At 32.9% G+C, this 14,412-nt stretch carries 17 protein-coding genes; 11 read left to right on the top strand and 6 right to left on the bottom strand.

Annotation, left to right across the window (positions count from 1 at the left end; translation table 11 throughout):
* Positions 1 to 33: 33 nt before the first annotated feature.
* From AC8IG9_RS05090 to AC8IG9_RS05080, 3 genes are read left to right on the top strand one after another with little or no spacing between them, the layout of a single operon-like run.
* Positions 34 to 1,131 carry a Re/Si-specific NAD(P)(+) transhydrogenase subunit alpha gene (locus tag AC8IG9_RS05090; RefSeq protein WP_507425721.1) on the top strand — a complete coding sequence of 366 codons (1,098 nt, stop codon included), beginning with the start codon at positions 34 to 36 and terminating at the stop codon, positions 1,129 to 1,131.
* Positions 1,131 to 1,433 (top strand): proton-translocating transhydrogenase family protein, encoded by a 303-nt coding sequence (locus AC8IG9_RS05085; RefSeq protein WP_017971925.1) that lies wholly within the window; start codon positions 1,131 to 1,133, stop codon positions 1,431 to 1,433. Before AC8IG9_RS05090 ends, AC8IG9_RS05085 begins: the two co-directional genes overlap by 1 nt.
* Positions 1,433 to 2,836, top strand: a complete 1,404-nt coding sequence (locus tag AC8IG9_RS05080) for an NAD(P)(+) transhydrogenase (Re/Si-specific) subunit beta (RefSeq protein WP_507425907.1) — start codon at positions 1,433 to 1,435, stop codon at positions 2,834 to 2,836. Before AC8IG9_RS05085 ends, AC8IG9_RS05080 begins: the two co-directional genes overlap by 1 nt.
* A gap of 6 nt (positions 2,837 to 2,842) precedes the next feature.
* Here AC8IG9_RS05080 and AC8IG9_RS05075 read toward each other — a convergent pair whose 3' ends face one another.
* The 3 genes from AC8IG9_RS05075 to AC8IG9_RS05065 are packed head-to-tail and all read right to left on the bottom strand — an operon-like array spanning position 2,843 to position 5,320.
* Positions 2,843 to 3,637, bottom strand: a complete 795-nt coding sequence (locus tag AC8IG9_RS05075) for an ABC transporter permease (RefSeq protein ID WP_507425720.1) — start codon at positions 3,635 to 3,637, stop codon at positions 2,843 to 2,845.
* On the bottom strand, positions 3,634 to 4,371 hold the full coding sequence (locus AC8IG9_RS05070; protein ID WP_507425719.1) for an ABC transporter ATP-binding protein: 738 nt from the start codon (positions 4,369 to 4,371) through the stop codon (positions 3,634 to 3,636). The genes AC8IG9_RS05075 and AC8IG9_RS05070 overlap by 4 nt, the downstream gene beginning before the upstream one ends.
* Positions 4,364 to 5,320, bottom strand: a complete 957-nt coding sequence (locus AC8IG9_RS05065; RefSeq protein WP_507425718.1) for an L-threonylcarbamoyladenylate synthase — start codon at positions 5,318 to 5,320, stop codon at positions 4,364 to 4,366. Before AC8IG9_RS05065 ends, AC8IG9_RS05070 begins: the two co-directional genes overlap by 8 nt.
* Positions 5,321 to 5,364: 44 nt before the next feature.
* Here AC8IG9_RS05065 and AC8IG9_RS05060 point away from each other — a divergent pair, with 44 nt between their 5' ends.
* The 4 genes from AC8IG9_RS05060 to AC8IG9_RS05045 are packed head-to-tail and all read left to right on the top strand — an operon-like array spanning position 5,365 to position 10,128.
* Entirely contained in the window at positions 5,365 to 5,619 is a 255-nt protein-coding gene (locus tag AC8IG9_RS05060) for an exodeoxyribonuclease VII small subunit (RefSeq protein WP_507425717.1), read from the top strand.
* Between the two features lie 2 nt (positions 5,620 to 5,621).
* Positions 5,622 to 6,506, top strand: coding sequence for a polyprenyl synthetase family protein (locus AC8IG9_RS05055; protein WP_507425716.1), 885 nt, complete (start codon positions 5,622 to 5,624; stop codon positions 6,504 to 6,506).
* On the top strand, positions 6,506 to 8,419 hold the full coding sequence (gene dxs / locus AC8IG9_RS05050) for a 1-deoxy-D-xylulose-5-phosphate synthase (RefSeq protein ID WP_507425715.1): 1,914 nt from the start codon (positions 6,506 to 6,508) through the stop codon (positions 8,417 to 8,419). Before AC8IG9_RS05055 ends, dxs begins: the two co-directional genes overlap by 1 nt.
* 14 nt (positions 8,420 to 8,433) lie before the next feature.
* On the top strand, positions 8,434 to 10,128 hold the full coding sequence (locus AC8IG9_RS05045; RefSeq protein WP_507425714.1) for a GMC family oxidoreductase: 1,695 nt from the start codon (positions 8,434 to 8,436) through the stop codon (positions 10,126 to 10,128).
* Between the two features lie 87 nt (positions 10,129 to 10,215).
* On the opposite strand, the gene AC8IG9_RS05040 is transcribed toward AC8IG9_RS05045, so the two are convergent.
* From AC8IG9_RS05040 to hisI, 3 genes are read right to left on the bottom strand one after another with little or no spacing between them, the layout of a single operon-like run.
* Positions 10,216 to 10,596: a DUF2237 family protein gene (locus AC8IG9_RS05040; protein ID WP_507425713.1), complete on the bottom strand. Its 381-nt coding sequence runs from the start codon at positions 10,594 to 10,596 to the stop codon at positions 10,216 to 10,218.
* The gene (locus AC8IG9_RS05035) at positions 10,589 to 11,224 is read right to left on the bottom strand and encodes a putative 2OG-Fe(II) oxygenase (RefSeq protein ID WP_507425712.1); all 636 of its coding nucleotides are present in this window, start codon (positions 11,222 to 11,224) and stop codon (positions 10,589 to 10,591) included. The genes AC8IG9_RS05040 and AC8IG9_RS05035 overlap by 8 nt, the downstream gene beginning before the upstream one ends.
* A complete protein-coding gene (gene hisI, locus AC8IG9_RS05030; RefSeq protein WP_507425711.1) occupies positions 11,224 to 11,682 on the bottom strand; it encodes a phosphoribosyl-AMP cyclohydrolase in 459 nt (152 codons plus the stop codon). Before hisI ends, AC8IG9_RS05035 begins: the two co-directional genes overlap by 1 nt.
* Before the next feature lie 71 nt (positions 11,683 to 11,753).
* Here hisI and folE point away from each other — a divergent pair, with 71 nt between their 5' ends.
* Genes folE through AC8IG9_RS05010 form a run of 4 tightly spaced genes read left to right on the top strand, consistent with a single transcriptional unit; the run spans position 11,754 to position 14,408 of the window.
* The gene (gene folE / locus AC8IG9_RS05025; RefSeq protein WP_507425710.1) at positions 11,754 to 12,359 is read left to right on the top strand and encodes a GTP cyclohydrolase I FolE; all 606 of its coding nucleotides are present in this window, start codon (positions 11,754 to 11,756) and stop codon (positions 12,357 to 12,359) included.
* Positions 12,360 to 12,524 (top strand): zinc-finger domain-containing protein, encoded by a 165-nt coding sequence (locus AC8IG9_RS05020; RefSeq protein ID WP_507425709.1) that lies wholly within the window; start codon positions 12,360 to 12,362, stop codon positions 12,522 to 12,524.
* Positions 12,517 to 13,515, top strand: a complete 999-nt coding sequence (locus AC8IG9_RS05015; RefSeq protein WP_507425708.1) for an MDR family oxidoreductase — start codon at positions 12,517 to 12,519, stop codon at positions 13,513 to 13,515. Before AC8IG9_RS05020 ends, AC8IG9_RS05015 begins: the two co-directional genes overlap by 8 nt.
* Before the next feature lie 2 nt (positions 13,516 to 13,517).
* Positions 13,518 to 14,408, top strand: coding sequence for a LysR family transcriptional regulator (locus AC8IG9_RS05010; RefSeq protein WP_507425707.1), 891 nt, complete (start codon positions 13,518 to 13,520; stop codon positions 14,406 to 14,408).
* The last annotated feature ends 4 nt before the right edge of the window (positions 14,409 to 14,412 follow it).

Below are 14,412 nucleotides of genomic sequence, written 5' to 3'. Positions count from 1 at the left end.
TTTTTTATATTAGAGTATTATAAGTAATCTACTATGATTATAGGATCAGTAGTTGACGGCGATATAAACGAGAAGCGAATACCAATATCTCCAGAAACAATAAAAAAATTTATCGCTAACGGATTTTCAGTTCAGCTTGAAAAAGATTTTGGAAAATATTCTAATATTTATGATGAGGAGCTTCAAAAACTAGGAGCTAAGATATTAAATAAAGATGAGATTTATAAAAGTTCAGACATTGTCATTAAAATTAATTGTCCTAGTGAATCCGAAATTTCATTAATCAAAGACGGCGCTGTATTAATTGGAAGTTTTTTCCCACATTTAAATAAAGATAAAATTAATAAGCTTTTAAAAAAAAATATTAAAATATTTTCTTTAGAACTGCTCCCAAGAATTACAAGAGCACAATCCATGGATATTCTGTCTTCACAGGCAAATTTAGCTGGATACAAAGCAGTTATAGATTCAGTTTATGAATTTAATAGAGCAGTACCCATGATGATGACTGCAGCTGGCACAGTAACGCCAGCAAAATTTTTTATAATAGGAGCGGGAGTTGCTGGACTACAAGCTATCGCAACTGCAAAAAGATTGGGTGGCGTTGTGTCTGCTACCGATGTGAGACTTGCTTCAAAAGAACAAGTTGAAAGTTTGGGTGGAAAATTTGTTTTTGCTGAAAGTTCAAAAAACTTAGAAACGAGTGGTGGTTATGCAAAAGAATTAGACGCGGAAGATAAAAGCAAACAAGAAGACTTATTAAAAAATACAATTAAAAATCAGGATATTGTTATTTGTACTGCTTTAATCCCAGGGAAAAGGGCTCCAAGAATTGTTACAGAAGAAATGGTTAAATCGATGAAGAGCGGTTCTGTTATATGCGATCTTGCTGTGGAGCAAGGGGGTAATTCAGCATTTTCTGAACTAGGTAAAATTGCAGTTGTAAATGGAGTAAAGATTATAGGATATAAAAATGTTCCAAGCAGGATTTCAGAAAGCGCATCTATTTTACTTGCTAAAAATATTTTAAATTTTTTAGAAATTATTTATGACAAAACTCAAAAAAAATTAAAAATAGATGAGAATGATGAAATTATTAAAGCAGTTTATATTAATAAGGAGATTAATTAATGGAAATTGATCCAATTATTTTTAGATTTGCAATTTTTATTCTATCTATTTTTGTAGGTTATTATGTGGTTTGGAGTGTTACACCAGCTCTACATACGCCTCTTATGTCTGTAACAAATGCAATTTCATCAGTGATTATCGTCGGAGCTTTAGTTGCAGTTGGGCTCTCTCCAGTTACACAAGGTTTTTTTGGAAAGTTTCCAGGTATTCTTGGAATTTTACTTGCCTCAATAAATATCTTCGGGGGTTTCTTGGTAACTCATCGAATGCTGAAGATGTACAAAAAGAATAAAAAGAAATGATTTCAGCTAATATTACAGCCTCATTATATTTAGTAACTGGCATATTATTTATTATGGCGTTGAGAGGACTTTCTTCTCCTGAAAGTTCAAGGACGGGAAATTTTTTTGGAATTTTAGGCATGTCTTTGGCCATTGTTGTTACTTTATTATCTCTTGGAGACATTCAGCAAATTAAAGAAAATATTTATTATATTTTAACACCTATACTCATAGGTGGTCTTATAGGCGGATTTATCGCCTTTAGAGTTGCCATGACGGCAATGCCTCAACTTGTTGCTGGTTTCCATAGCTTAGTTGGTCTTTCAGCGGTCCTAGTTGGTATCGTTGCATTTTATAATCCTGAATCATTTGGAATTGGACAAGTAGGCAATATTAAACTTTTATCCTTAATAGAAATGTCTTTAGGAGTGGCAATTGGAGCTATTACTTTTTCAGGCTCTTGTATTGCTTTTTTAAAACTACAGGGTTTAATGTCAGGTAGCCCTATAACATTTAAAGGTCAGCATTTTTTTAATTTATTTTTAGGATTGTTAATAATTTTTTTAATATTTTATTTTACAAAACAGCAATCTGATAATTTATTCTGGGCAATTGTAATTCTTTCAACTGTAATTGGTTTTTTAATTATTATTCCAATTGGAGGAGCCGACATGCCTGTAGTGGTTTCGATGTTAAACTCTTACTCGGGCTGGGCAGCTGCCGGAATAGGATTTACGTTAGAAAATATTGCCCTTATTATTACCGGAGCTTTAGTTGGATCTTCAGGTGCTATCCTTTCTTATATTATGTGCAAAGGAATGAACCGTTCGTTATTTAATGTTATTTTAGGTGGATTTGGTGGAGATACTTCATCAGCAGCGGTTCAGAAAAATACCAAACCAGTTAAGCAAGGAGGAGCGGATGATGCTGCTTTTCTCATGAAAAATGCATCTTCAGTTATTATTGTCCCTGGCTATGGAATGGCAGTAGCCCAGGCTCAGCATGCTCTACGCGAAATGGGTGATAAGTTAAAAAAATTAGGCGTTAAAGTTTCTTACGCAATTCATCCCGTAGCTGGAAGAATGCCAGGACATATGAACGTTTTATTAGCAGAAGCCAACGTTCCCTACGATGAAGTTTTTGAACTTGAAAATATTAATAATGATTTTGCAAATACAGATGTTTCGTTCGTTATTGGCGCTAATGATGTCACTAATCCAGCAGCTAAAACCGATCCAACGAGTCCAATCTATGGAATGCCAATTCTTGATGTAGAAAAATCTAAATCGGTTTTATTTGTAAAAAGAGGAATGGCAGCAGGGTACGCTGGAGTAGATAATGAATTGTTTTATAAAGATAATACTTTAATGTTATTTGCTGATGCGAAAAAGATGGTTGAAGAAATAATTAAGAACCTCGATTAATAAAAATTATTCGCCTGTATTAATGAGACCGCCTCGTTTTCTAGCTCCTTCAAAAGATACTAAAAAAATTACCACAGCAATTAAAGCGTAAATTATATTAAGTATTATAGATTTTAAGAAATAATCGTATCTAAAAATATCGTGAAATAAAACTTCCCGCATTCCTTCAAACACATAAGTCTGTGGAAATGATAATGAAAGCCATTTAATCCATTCAGGTAAAGTTTGAACAGGATAATAAACAGCACTTAATGGAGCCAATGTAAAAATAGCACCCCATGCTAAACTTTCAGCAGAAACACCAAAGCGAATAATTGCTGCAATGATAAATATTCCAAGGATCCATCCTGTTATTAATAAACTTACAAAGAAGAACGTCAAACTCAGTCCCATTTGAAATATAGAAAAAGAATAAAGAGGAATAGCAAGAAGAGCTGCAGGAATAATTGCAATAAAAGTTCTTATAAAACTAATTGTCATTAATGACAAAACCATCTCAAGCGGTCTAAGTGGACTTACAAATAACTGACCTAAGTTTCTCGACCAAATTTCTTCTAAGAAAGATAAAGAAAAACCTAACTGACTTCTAAATAAAATATCCCACAACAAGACTCCAGAAATCAAAGCGCCACCAATTTGAACTACAGTGTCATTAGACCCTGCTAAATGTTTTGAGATTAAACCCCATAATATCATCTGAAATGTAGGCCAATACATTAGCTCTAAAATTCTAGGAACAGAAGTTTTAATCAAATAAAAATATCTAACAACTAATGCAAAGATTCTAACAAGTGGCTTCATGAATTATTTTTATCCCTTGCGATTTTAAGAAAGACGTCTTCTAATTTTTTCTTTCCATATTTTTTTAAAAGACTATTAGGAGTTCCTTGATCTGTAATTTTTCCATCCTTCATCATGATAACATTGTCACAAAGTCTAGTAACTTCTTCCATATTATGACTAGCAAGAATGATTGCAGTATTGTGTTTTTTACAGAATTTCTCAAAGAAAGTTCTTACTTTATCAGCAGTATCTGGATCTAAAGATGCGGTTGGTTCATCAAGAAATAATATTTCAGGATCATTAATTACTGCTTTGCCTAAAGATACTCTAGTTTTTTGACCTGATGATAATTCCCCTACTTTAATGTTCAGTAGTTTTTCAAAATCTAATTCCTTCGCAATACTTTTGATTTTTTTATTAATATTTTTAATCCCATATAACATTCCATAAACATATAAATTTTGTTCAACCGTTAACTTTTTTGGAAGATCTACATAGGGAGATGAAAAATTTATTTTATTTAAGATTTTGTACCTATCTTTAGAAATGTCAGTGGACAATATTTTTATACTACCTGATGTTGGAGTTAACAAGCCAAGCAACATTGTTATTGTTGTAGTTTTGCCGGCTCCATTTGCACCAAGAATTCCTTTTATCTCTCCTCTTTTTAAATCAAAAGAAATATTCTTCACCGCATGATGATTTCTAAATTTTTTTGATAGGTCTCTAACCTCAATTATATTTTCATTCATATTGTGCAGCTCTTATAAGCCTTTCATTAATTGCTTTACCTAAATCTTTATTTGGAATTTTGTTAACACTAATTGATTTAAATTTTTTGTTTTTAATAACTCTTAAAGTATTAAAGAAATTTTTAGCTGCTTCTTTTAAATTACCCTTATTACTTAAGTTAAAAACATTTTTATTACTATAACTTCTGTTTGCAAAAGCAATCAAAGCTCCATCTTTAATAGCTTTATTTCTATTCATATAAATAGGCATTCCAGGTGAATAATGAAGACCTATCTGCCCTGGCGATTTAATAACTTTATTTTTATTTTCAGACAGTTTTGTTTTTAAAAACTTTTCAATAATTTCAGAAGACAAACCTCCTTCTCTTAGAATTTTTGGTTTTGCTGTTAAATCAATAACCGTCGATTCAATTCCAATCGTGCAAGCTCCACCATCAATAATCATTTTAACTTTACCATTAAATTCATCAGCAACATGCTTTGCTGTTGTAGGACTTAAAGATTTTGATTTATTGGCACTTGGGGCCGCAAGTGGACATTTAAGTATATTTAGTAACTTTAATATATTTTTCTCATTTGGAATTCTCACAGCAATGCTACTAAGACCTTTATTTGCAAATTTTGATATTTTTGAGTTTTTTTTTTTTTTTAAAACGTAAGTTAAAGGGCCAGGCGAGAACTTTTTTGCAAGCTTTAAAAAATTGTTATTAATAATTGTCTCTTTCTTGATCTGCTCAATATTTTTAAAATGAATGATTAAAGGATTGTGACTGGGACGCTTTTTTAAAGCAAAAATCTTTTTAACAGCCTTATTGTTGTAGGCGTTCGCAGCTAAGCCATAGACAGTTTCCGTTGGAACGGCAACTACATCTCCTTTTTCAATGACAATCTTTGCCTTGTTTAAATTATTGTTTGTTGCTTTATAAATATTTGAATAGATATTTTTCATTAATTATTTAATATAAAAGAGTAATTTTTAAAAATGATACTTATATGAAAAAAACCAATATTTCTCCAGATATTACAAAGTTATCTTTCGAAGAAGCATTAGAACAGTTAGAGGATATTGTAAGCAAGTTAGAAGATGGATCCATCAATTTAGAACAGTCCATTGAAGAGTATACCAAGGGCGTCCATCTTAAAAATCACTGTGAAAATAAATTACGTGAAGCAACATTAAAGGTAGAACAAATTACAATTGATAAAGACGGCAAGTTTTCGACAAAGGAATTTAATAAAAATTCTTAATAATGAAAGATACCGAGAATAATATTGTTAAAGTAGCAAAAGACGTTGATATTTTTCTAAACAGTTTTTTAAAAAAAAAAACTCAAAAAAGTAAACTATATGAGGCCATTAAATACGGTCTATTTTCAGGTGGCAAAAAATTTAGATCTTATTTAATTATCAACTCAGGAAAAATATTTAATTTAAATTATAGGGAGCTAATAACAGCTGCTGCTGCAGTAGAATGTATGCACAGTTATTCTCTTATTCATGACGATCTTCCTAGTATGGATAATGATGATTTTAGAAGAGGAAAGCCAAGTGTTCATAAAGCATTTGGAGAGTCGACCGCAATCCTTGCTGGCAATTCTTTATTAACTTTAGCATTTGAAATTTTAACATCGAGCAGCATGCACTCAAGTCCAAAATCAAAATCTGATTTAGTTTATGCCTTAGCATCAACCTCCGGATATACTGGAATTGCAGGAGGACAATTTTTGGATTTAAAATTTGAAAAAATGTCAGTAACCAAAGATTTAATTATTAATATGCAGAATAAAAAAACCGGTGAGTTAATAAGTTTCTGCACAGAAAGTGCAGCAATCTTATCGGGCAAAAAAAAAGAAAGATCATTTTTAAAAAAAATAGGATTAGATATTGGATTATTATTTCAAGTGACAGATGATCTTCTTGATATATTTGGAGATAGCCAAAAAATTGGCAAACCCACTAGAAGAGATAAACAAAAAGGTAAAGCAACAGTTATTAGAAATCTTGGCATAAGCAAAACCATTGAATTTTCTTATGGATTGGCAGACGGTATCAATGAAAGATTAAAAAAAAGATATGGAACAAAAGCTGATAGCTTGATAGATTCTGTGAACTTTTTATTAAGAAGAGATCACTAATGCCACACACACCATTACTTGATAAGATTAAAAATCCAGATGATTTAAAAAAATTACAAGTATCAGAATTAAAAAAATTAGCTGAAGAGTTAAGAGCTGAATTAGTAGATGCTGTATCTGTTACGGGGGGGCACCTAGGTGCTGGTCTTGGCGTAGTAGAACTTACTATAGCAATTCATTATCTTTTTAATACTCCGGAAGACAGATTGGTATGGGATGTTGGTCATCAATCTTACCCTCATAAAATCTTAACTGAACGAAGAGATAGAATTAGAACTTTAAGAAAGAGTGGTGGGTTATCAGGATTTACTAAAAGATCCGAAAGTATTTATGATCCATTTGGAGCAGCTCATAGCTCAACTTCTATATCTGCATCGCTTGGAATGGCTGTGGCTAGGGATTTAGACAAAAGAAATAACAATGTAATCGCAGTTATAGGAGATGGAGCAATGAGTGCTGGAATGGCCTATGAAGCCATGAATAATGCAGGTTCAATGAACTCGAGATTAATCGTTATCTTAAATGATAATGACATGTCCATTGCCCCACCCGTTGGTGCAATGAGATCTTATCTTGTAAGATTATTGTCAGGAAAAACCTATATTGGTTTTAGAGGGTTGTTAAAAAGAATTGCATCAATCTTTCCAAGGTCAATCAAAACAAGAGCTGCAAGATTTGAAGAATACTTTAGAGGGCTAGCTGTCGGCGGAACTTTATTTGATGAACTTGGATTTTATTATGTAGGCACGATTGACGGACATAATTTTGATCAATTAATTCCAGTATTAAAAAATGTAAGAGACTCTAAACATAATGGACCTTTCTTAGTTCATGCGATTACTCAAAAAGGAAAAGGATATAAACCTGCGGAGAATTCAGAAGATAAATTTCATGGCGTTAATAAATTTGATGTCATTACAGGAGCACAAGCAAAACCCACAACAACAACACCAACGTTCACAAAAGTTTATGGGGATACACTTGCTAAACATGGGGAGATAGACAGCAAGATTGTTGCGATAACAGGAGCTATGCCTTCAGGAACGGGAGTGGATATATTTTCTAAAAAATTTCCTACACGTGCATTTGATGTTGGGATAGCTGAGCAACATGCTGTTACTTTTGCTGCTGGTCTTGCAACAGAAGGTTATAAACCTTTTACAACAATTTATTCGACATTTTTACAAAGAGCTTATGATCAAGTAGTTCATGACGTTGCAATACAAAGTCTTCCAGTAAGATTTGCAATTGATAGAGCGGGTTTAGTTGGGGCAGACGGACCAACACACGCAGGCTCATTTGACATTACTTATCTTGCGACACTTCCAAATTTTATTGTCATGGCCCCAAGTGACGAAGCAGAATTAGTTAGAATGATTAATACTGCGGTTACAATAAACGATAGACCTTCAGCATTTAGATATCCAAGAGGAAATGGTTATGGAGTTAACCTTCCAAGCATTAATGAAGTATTAGAAATCGGAAAAGGAAGAGTAGTTAAAAAGGGAACTAAAGTTTGTTTATTAAGTTTAGGAACAAGACTTCAAGAATGTATTAAAGCTGCACAACAATTAGATGCAAAAGGAATATCAACAACAGTTATTGATGCAAGATTTGCAAAACCATTGGATGAACAATTAATATTAGATTCTGCAAAAAATCATGAAGTGTTAATTACAATTGAGGAAGGATCTATTGGTGGATTTGGTTCACACATTTCTCATTTGTTAGCTGAGAATGGAGTATTTGATAAAGGATTAAAGTTTAGATCTATGATTTTACCAGATATTTTTATTGAGCAAGATACACCCGAGAGAATGTATGACATTGCAGAACTTAACGCTTTTCATATATCTAAAAAAGCTCTCGAAGTACTTTTAGATGATAAGACTTTAGCAAGTTCACTAAAATAATTAAAAGATTTGAGATGAACCATCCAAATCAATTAAATTTCGATACAATTATAGTAGGAGCTGGCAGCGCAGGATGTTTGCTTGCAAATCGTCTTTCAAAAGATCCAAATCACCGCGTATTACTTATAGAAGCTGGTGGAGAAGATGATTGGTTTTGGATTAAAATACCCATTGGTTATTTATTTACTATCGCAAACCCTAGAACAGATTGGTGCTTTAAAACTGAACCTGATCCAGGTTTAAACGGAAGATCTATTAACTATCCGAGAGGACGAGTTCTTGGAGGATCATCATCTATAAACGGAATGCTTTATATGAGAGGTCAGTCCGGTGATTATGATCACTGGGCCAAAGTTACAGGTGACAATATTTGGAATTGGAAGAATGCTCTATCTGTTCATAAATCTATTGAAAATTATTTTGACGGAGAGAATGAATGGCATGGAACCAAAGGAGAGATCCGTGTTGAAAAGCCAAGAGTAAAATGGAAAATATTAGATGCTTGGCAACAGGCGGCAAGCGAACAAGGAATACCATCTATTCCAGAATTTAATAGAGGGGATAACTTTGGTTGTGCTTATTTTCATATGAATCAAAAAAAAGGTGTGCGTTGGTCTATGGCCGATGCTTTTTTACATCCTATTCGAAATAGAAAAAATTTAACCTTAATGACTAAAACACAAGTTTTAAAGGTTCTCACAAAAAATACTACAGACACAACAAGAAATCAAAAGCGTTATCAAGCTAAAGGATGGGCCAATTCTAATCACGAAGCCTATGGCCTTGAAATATTAAATCAAAATAGTAAAAAAATAGTTACTGCTAATAATGAAGTTATACTTGCAGCTGGTTCAGTTAGTTCACCTCATCTGTTACAAATTTCCGGCATAGGTTCATCATCTCATCTTAAATCTATAGGAGTGGATCCAGTTTACGATTTAAAAGGTGTTGGAGAAAATTTACAAGATCATTTGCAAATCAGATCCGTTTATAAAGTTTCAAACTGCAGAACAGTAAATACATTATATAAAAATTTTATCACACGTATCGGTATGGCCTTACAATATGCTATATTCAGAACAGGGCCTCTTACAATGCCTCCTTCTACTTTATGTGCATTTGCTAAAAGTGATCCAGGAAAAAGTAGTGCCAATATAGAATGGCATGTTCAGCCTTTATCCCTTCCTAAATTTGGAGAAGATTTACATCCTTATAACGCCATTACTCCCAGCGTTTGTAATTTAAGACCAACTTCGAGGGGATGGATTAGAGCAGTAAGCCCAGATCCAATGGAGTATCCAAAAATATTATGCAATTATTTATCTACAGAAGAAGATCTTGAAGTTGCCGTAGCAGGAATAAAAAAAACACGTGAAATTATGAGCAGCAAAGCTCTTGCTAAATTTACTCCAAAAGAAGAGCTACCAGGAGATCATATTCAAAGCGATAATGATTTAACTAATGCAGCGAGAAATTTAGGTACAACTATTTTTCACCCTGTTGGAACTTGTGCGATGGGAAAAATTGATAGTAATGGTAAAGCAGAAAATGAATTAACAGTTTTAGATTCAAATTGTCGAGTTAGAGGAATATCTCGTTTAAGAGTGGTCGATGCTTCTTCAATGCCGACAATTACTTCTGGTAATACTAATGCTCCAACCATGGCAATCGCAGAAACAGTTGCTCGAGAAATTTTGTCTAACAATTAGAGTTATCAACACACACCCTTAAAAGTAGAAAATTTGATTCAAAATGGAATCAAAAGGGAATCAAAACAAGAACATCGGAGCTTTGATTTATGAGATATCCACAGCAAACTTCTTTAATGTCTCCATGGGTATGATCTCCAAAGTTTTCATATGAGTTCTGCGAATATAAATTTTACACCCGTGACCAGCATCAATTGCGCGTTTTACCCAACTTGCGCAAACGCACCAATTATCTCCGTTTTTTAATCCCTCAAATCCGAATTCTGGATGAGGTGTAATTAAATCATTACCATTATCTTTGCACCAATTTAGAAAATCATCATTTACTTTTGCACAAACACAGTGGACTCCCACATCAGTTTTATCTGTGTTGCAAGAACCATCGCGAAACCAACCGGTTACTGGATTCATCGAGCAGGGTTCAATGTCTTCGCCAAGAACATTTTTTTGTTTTGGAATTTTATTCATGTTTAAACACATTTGCTATTTTTTGATCTATCTCAGCATTAAATGAAAATGATCTTCGCTCTTCACCAGATTGAAAAGGATAAGCTGTGTGCATTAAATAATTTGGAAATAAAATCATGTCAGCCACTTTGGGTTGATGATTATAAATACTTTTATTTAAAAAAGCTCTTGAGCCGTGAATAAAATCTATTGTGCCATGAGTTTTAAGATTATGTTTATGAGATCTTGTGTCTTCATTTAAAGATTTTGGAATTTTTAAATAACCAACACCTGAAATATGTCCATCATGATAATGAATAGGGTTGTATTCATTTTCAAATTGTCGAACTACCCAAACATTATTAATTTTAAATTTAGTAATTTTTCTATTTACTGCTTTTTCAATATAGCTTTTTGTAATTTTAAATAAAAAACTTTTTAAATACTTATTAATAAAAGTTTGTGGAAGCATAAGCTCTTGACTAACTTGTCCCACTAATTTTTTACTATAATCGAATTTTTTTGAAAGATTTTGATTATCTACAATTCTATCGATTTCTTTATTTATTTTATCAATAAGATTTTTTGGAATCTTTAATTTTGCAATTCTTGGACCAAAAGGTGTCAAGACGTTTACATTATTTGTCATTATAGTTTTGTAGGATTAGGTTGTCCTTTATAGACAATATTTGGATTAAATTTTTTTTTTTTTTCTTTAAATTTTAATTTAATATTCTTTTTGGTTTTAGTAGGTACTGATCTGTAAAAACAGGATTTGTAACCCACGTGACAACTTGCACCTCTGCCTATATCTACAGTGATCCACACTGCATCTTGATCGTCATCAATTCTAATATCTTTTACCTTTTGCACAAAGCCACTGGTTGCTCCTTTGTGCCACAAAGCTTTTCGTGATCTACTCCAATAAAAAGCTTCACCAGTCTCAATTGTTTTTTTTAAAGCCAGTTTGTTCATAAATCCGTGCATTAGAACTTCTTTAGTTTTGTAATCGGTAGTTATCACAGGTATTAAACCTTCTAAGTTGAATTTAGGGCTTAAATACTTGCCTTCTTCTACTTGCTTAATTGAGGTTCTTTTTTTAAACATTTATGAGAAAATTAATTTGTTCTAAGCATTTAGTATATATTATAACTTAACAAAAAATATAATCACTTTTAATGAACGTTACTGATTTAATAAAAAAAAAGTTAGAAAAAGCCGTTACCAGAGAACAGGCTGAAGAGGCTATTAAAGTTTTGCTTGCTTGGGCAGGTGACAATCCTAAAAGAGAAGGATTACTAGAGACTCCAAAACGAGTAGTCAAAGCTTTTGAAGAATATTTCTCAGGCTATTTAATTGATCCTTATAAAGATTTAGAAAAAACATTCGGTGATGTCGAGGGTTATGATGACATGGTTATTCAAAAAAATATTTCAATTTATAGTCATTGCGAGCATCATATGGCACCTATCGTCGGTGTTGCTCATGTAGCATACATTCCCCATGAAAAAGTAGTAGGTCTTAGCAAACTGGCGCGAGTTGTTGAGGCTTATTCTAGAAGATTACAAACTCAGGAAAGATTAACAATGGAAATTGCAAATACAGTATTTAAAGGATTGAAAGCACAAGGAGCGGCAGTGAGCATCGATGCAGTGCATCATTGTATGACTTCTCGTGGAATTAAAAAACACGAAGCGACAACTGTTACAAATTACTTTACAGGCATATTTAAAGAAAGTCATAACCTTCAAAATCGTTTCTTACATTATATCGGTCTGAAATAAATGTTAGATCAAGTTATCGTTGATGCAGACATAGAATCAGTTTCTTGCAGTGGAGGAGCCGATGATCTAGGACATCCAACAGTTTATTATAATTTCGGAGAAAAATTAGAGGTTATTTGCGGATACTGCGGAAAAAAGTTCATAAAAAAAGATGACCATGAGTAATTTTAAAGCAATTGTAATTAATAAAAACGGCGATCAATTCACAAGAGAGATTAAAGATATTGATAAAAGTTTTTTAATTCATGGCGACGTTTTAGTTAATGTTGATTATTCAGATTTTAATTACAAAGACGGAATGATTTTAAAAAACGGCGGAAGCTTAGTTAAAGACTATCCTCATATTCCAGGTATTGACTTTGCAGGCACTGTTGAAGAAAGTAAAAGTGATAAATTTAAAATAGGTGATAAAGTTATTTTAACTGGTTGGAGAGTAGGAGAGATTTATTACGGTGGCTACTCTCAGTATGCAAAAGTTGATGCAAATTTTTTAGTGAAAGCTCCAAACGATATTTCAACTAAACACGCGATGGCACTTGGTACAGCAGGGTTTACAGCATTACTATGTTCGTTTGCAGTTCAGGCGAGAGAGACAATTTTGCTTGGAGAAAAAGTAAATGATGTTCTTGTAACAGGGGCAACAGGAGGAGTTGGCAGTGTTGCTGTGATGATCTTAGCTAAAATGGGCTACAAAGTGCATGCTCTTACAGGAAAAAAAGATAAGGTAGATTTTTTAAAAAGATTAGGTGCTAGCGTTATTCTTGATCGATCAGAACTAGAAGGTGAAATTAGACCATTAGATAAAGGGCTTTGGGACTGTGTTGTTGATACTGTTGGTGGCAATGTTTTGGCTAAAGCTTTAACTCATACAAAGCCTACAGGAATCGTTGCTGCATGCGGACTTACTAATAGTTTTAAACTAGAAACAACAGTTATGCCTTTTATCATTCGAGGTGTTAAATTGTGGGGAATTAATTCAGTAGATACTCCAATGAAAAGAAGAGAATTTGTTTGGTCGCAAGCTACAAACTTAATTGATATGAAAAAATTAGACGAGATTACTCAAATTTGGAGTATGTCAAAACTTATAGCCTCTTATGATAAAATATTAAAAGGAGAAGTTTCGGGTCGGGTAGTCATCGACGTTAATCAGTAATTATGGATTGGGATAAACTTAAAATATTTCATGCGGTTGCTCAAGCAGGAAGTTTTACTGAAGCCTCCGGTACTTTAAACTTAAGTCAATCTGCTATTAGTCGCCAGATTCAATCTTTAGAGCATACTTTAAAAACATCTTTATTTGAAAGACATGCAAGAGGACTCTCCCTTACGGAAGACGGTGAAACACTTTTTAAAACAGCAAATGAAGTCATAATTCATCTTAAAGATGTTGAAACTTCTTTAATGGAAAAGAAAGACAAACCATCTGGAAGGTTAATAGTAACAACAGTTGTTGGTTTTGGAAGTATTTGGCTGACACCTCGTATTAAAGAATTTATGGATAAATATCCTGAAATGGAAGTTGAAGTAATTGTTACTGATAAAGAGTTAGATCTAAGTACAAGAGAAGCGGATGTTGCAATTTGGATGAGACAGCCAACGCAACTAAGTTATATTCAAAAGAAATTAATCGATATCAATTATCACATTTACGGTTCGCCAAAATATCTAGAAGAAAATGGTTATCCAAATACCGTTAAAGATTTAGATAAACATAAATTTATTGTTTACGGAAAAGGTACACCTTCTCCTTTGTCGCAAACAGATTGGATTTTAAAAGTTGGCAAAAAAGATTCTAGCAAAAGAAAATCAGTAATGAGAGTGAATAATATTTACTCATTGTTACTTGCGGTTGAAAGCGGTGTTGGACTTGCAGCATTACCTGATTATATGGTTCAAGAAAAAAGCAGCTTAATAAAAGTTTTACCAAATGTGGATGGACCCAAATACGAAGCTCATTTTGTCTATCCGCAATCTTTAAAGAATGTTGCTCGCGTTAAGAGTTTTAGAGACTTCATTTTTGATAAAGTTAATGAATGGCGTTTTTAATTTT

The sequence above is a fragment of the Candidatus Allofontibacter sp. genome (genome assembly GCF_040404065.1).
Taxonomy (GTDB): Bacteria; Pseudomonadota; Alphaproteobacteria; order Pelagibacterales; family Pelagibacteraceae; genus Fontibacterium.
The sequence above is the reverse complement of the archived record's forward strand: the minus strand, read 5'-3'. Positions and strand labels throughout refer to the sequence as shown.

Coding starts and splice junctions, on each gene's coding strand:
- AC8IG9_RS05090 (WP_507425721.1), top strand. CDS start 34: ATGATTATAGGATCAGTAGTTGACGGCGATATAAACGAGAAGCGAATA.
- AC8IG9_RS05085 (WP_017971925.1), top strand. CDS start 1,131: ATGGAAATTGATCCAATTATTTTTAGATTTGCAATTTTTATTCTATCT.
- AC8IG9_RS05075 (WP_507425720.1), bottom strand. CDS start 3,637: ATGAAGCCACTTGTTAGAATCTTTGCATTAGTTGTTAGATATTTTTAT.
- AC8IG9_RS05070 (WP_507425719.1), bottom strand. CDS start 4,371: ATGAATGAAAATATAATTGAGGTTAGAGACCTATCAAAAAAATTTAGA.
- AC8IG9_RS05065 (WP_507425718.1), bottom strand. CDS start 5,320: ATGAAAAATATCTATTCAAATATTTATAAAGCAACAAACAATAATTTA.
- AC8IG9_RS05060 (WP_507425717.1), top strand. CDS start 5,365: ATGAAAAAAACCAATATTTCTCCAGATATTACAAAGTTATCTTTCGAA.
- AC8IG9_RS05055 (WP_507425716.1), top strand. CDS start 5,622: ATGAAAGATACCGAGAATAATATTGTTAAAGTAGCAAAAGACGTTGAT.
- dxs (WP_507425715.1), top strand. CDS start 6,506: ATGCCACACACACCATTACTTGATAAGATTAAAAATCCAGATGATTTA.
- AC8IG9_RS05045 (WP_507425714.1), top strand. CDS start 8,434: ATGAACCATCCAAATCAATTAAATTTCGATACAATTATAGTAGGAGCT.
- AC8IG9_RS05040 (WP_507425713.1), bottom strand. CDS start 10,596: ATGAATAAAATTCCAAAACAAAAAAATGTTCTTGGCGAAGACATTGAA.
- AC8IG9_RS05035 (WP_507425712.1), bottom strand. CDS start 11,224: ATGACAAATAATGTAAACGTCTTGACACCTTTTGGTCCAAGAATTGCA.
- hisI (WP_507425711.1), bottom strand. CDS start 11,682: ATGTTTAAAAAAAGAACCTCAATTAAGCAAGTAGAAGAAGGCAAGTAT.
- folE (WP_507425710.1), top strand. CDS start 11,754: ATGAACGTTACTGATTTAATAAAAAAAAAGTTAGAAAAAGCCGTTACC.
- AC8IG9_RS05020 (WP_507425709.1), top strand. CDS start 12,360: ATGTTAGATCAAGTTATCGTTGATGCAGACATAGAATCAGTTTCTTGC.
- AC8IG9_RS05015 (WP_507425708.1), top strand. CDS start 12,517: ATGAGTAATTTTAAAGCAATTGTAATTAATAAAAACGGCGATCAATTC.
- AC8IG9_RS05010 (WP_507425707.1), top strand. CDS start 13,518: ATGGATTGGGATAAACTTAAAATATTTCATGCGGTTGCTCAAGCAGGA.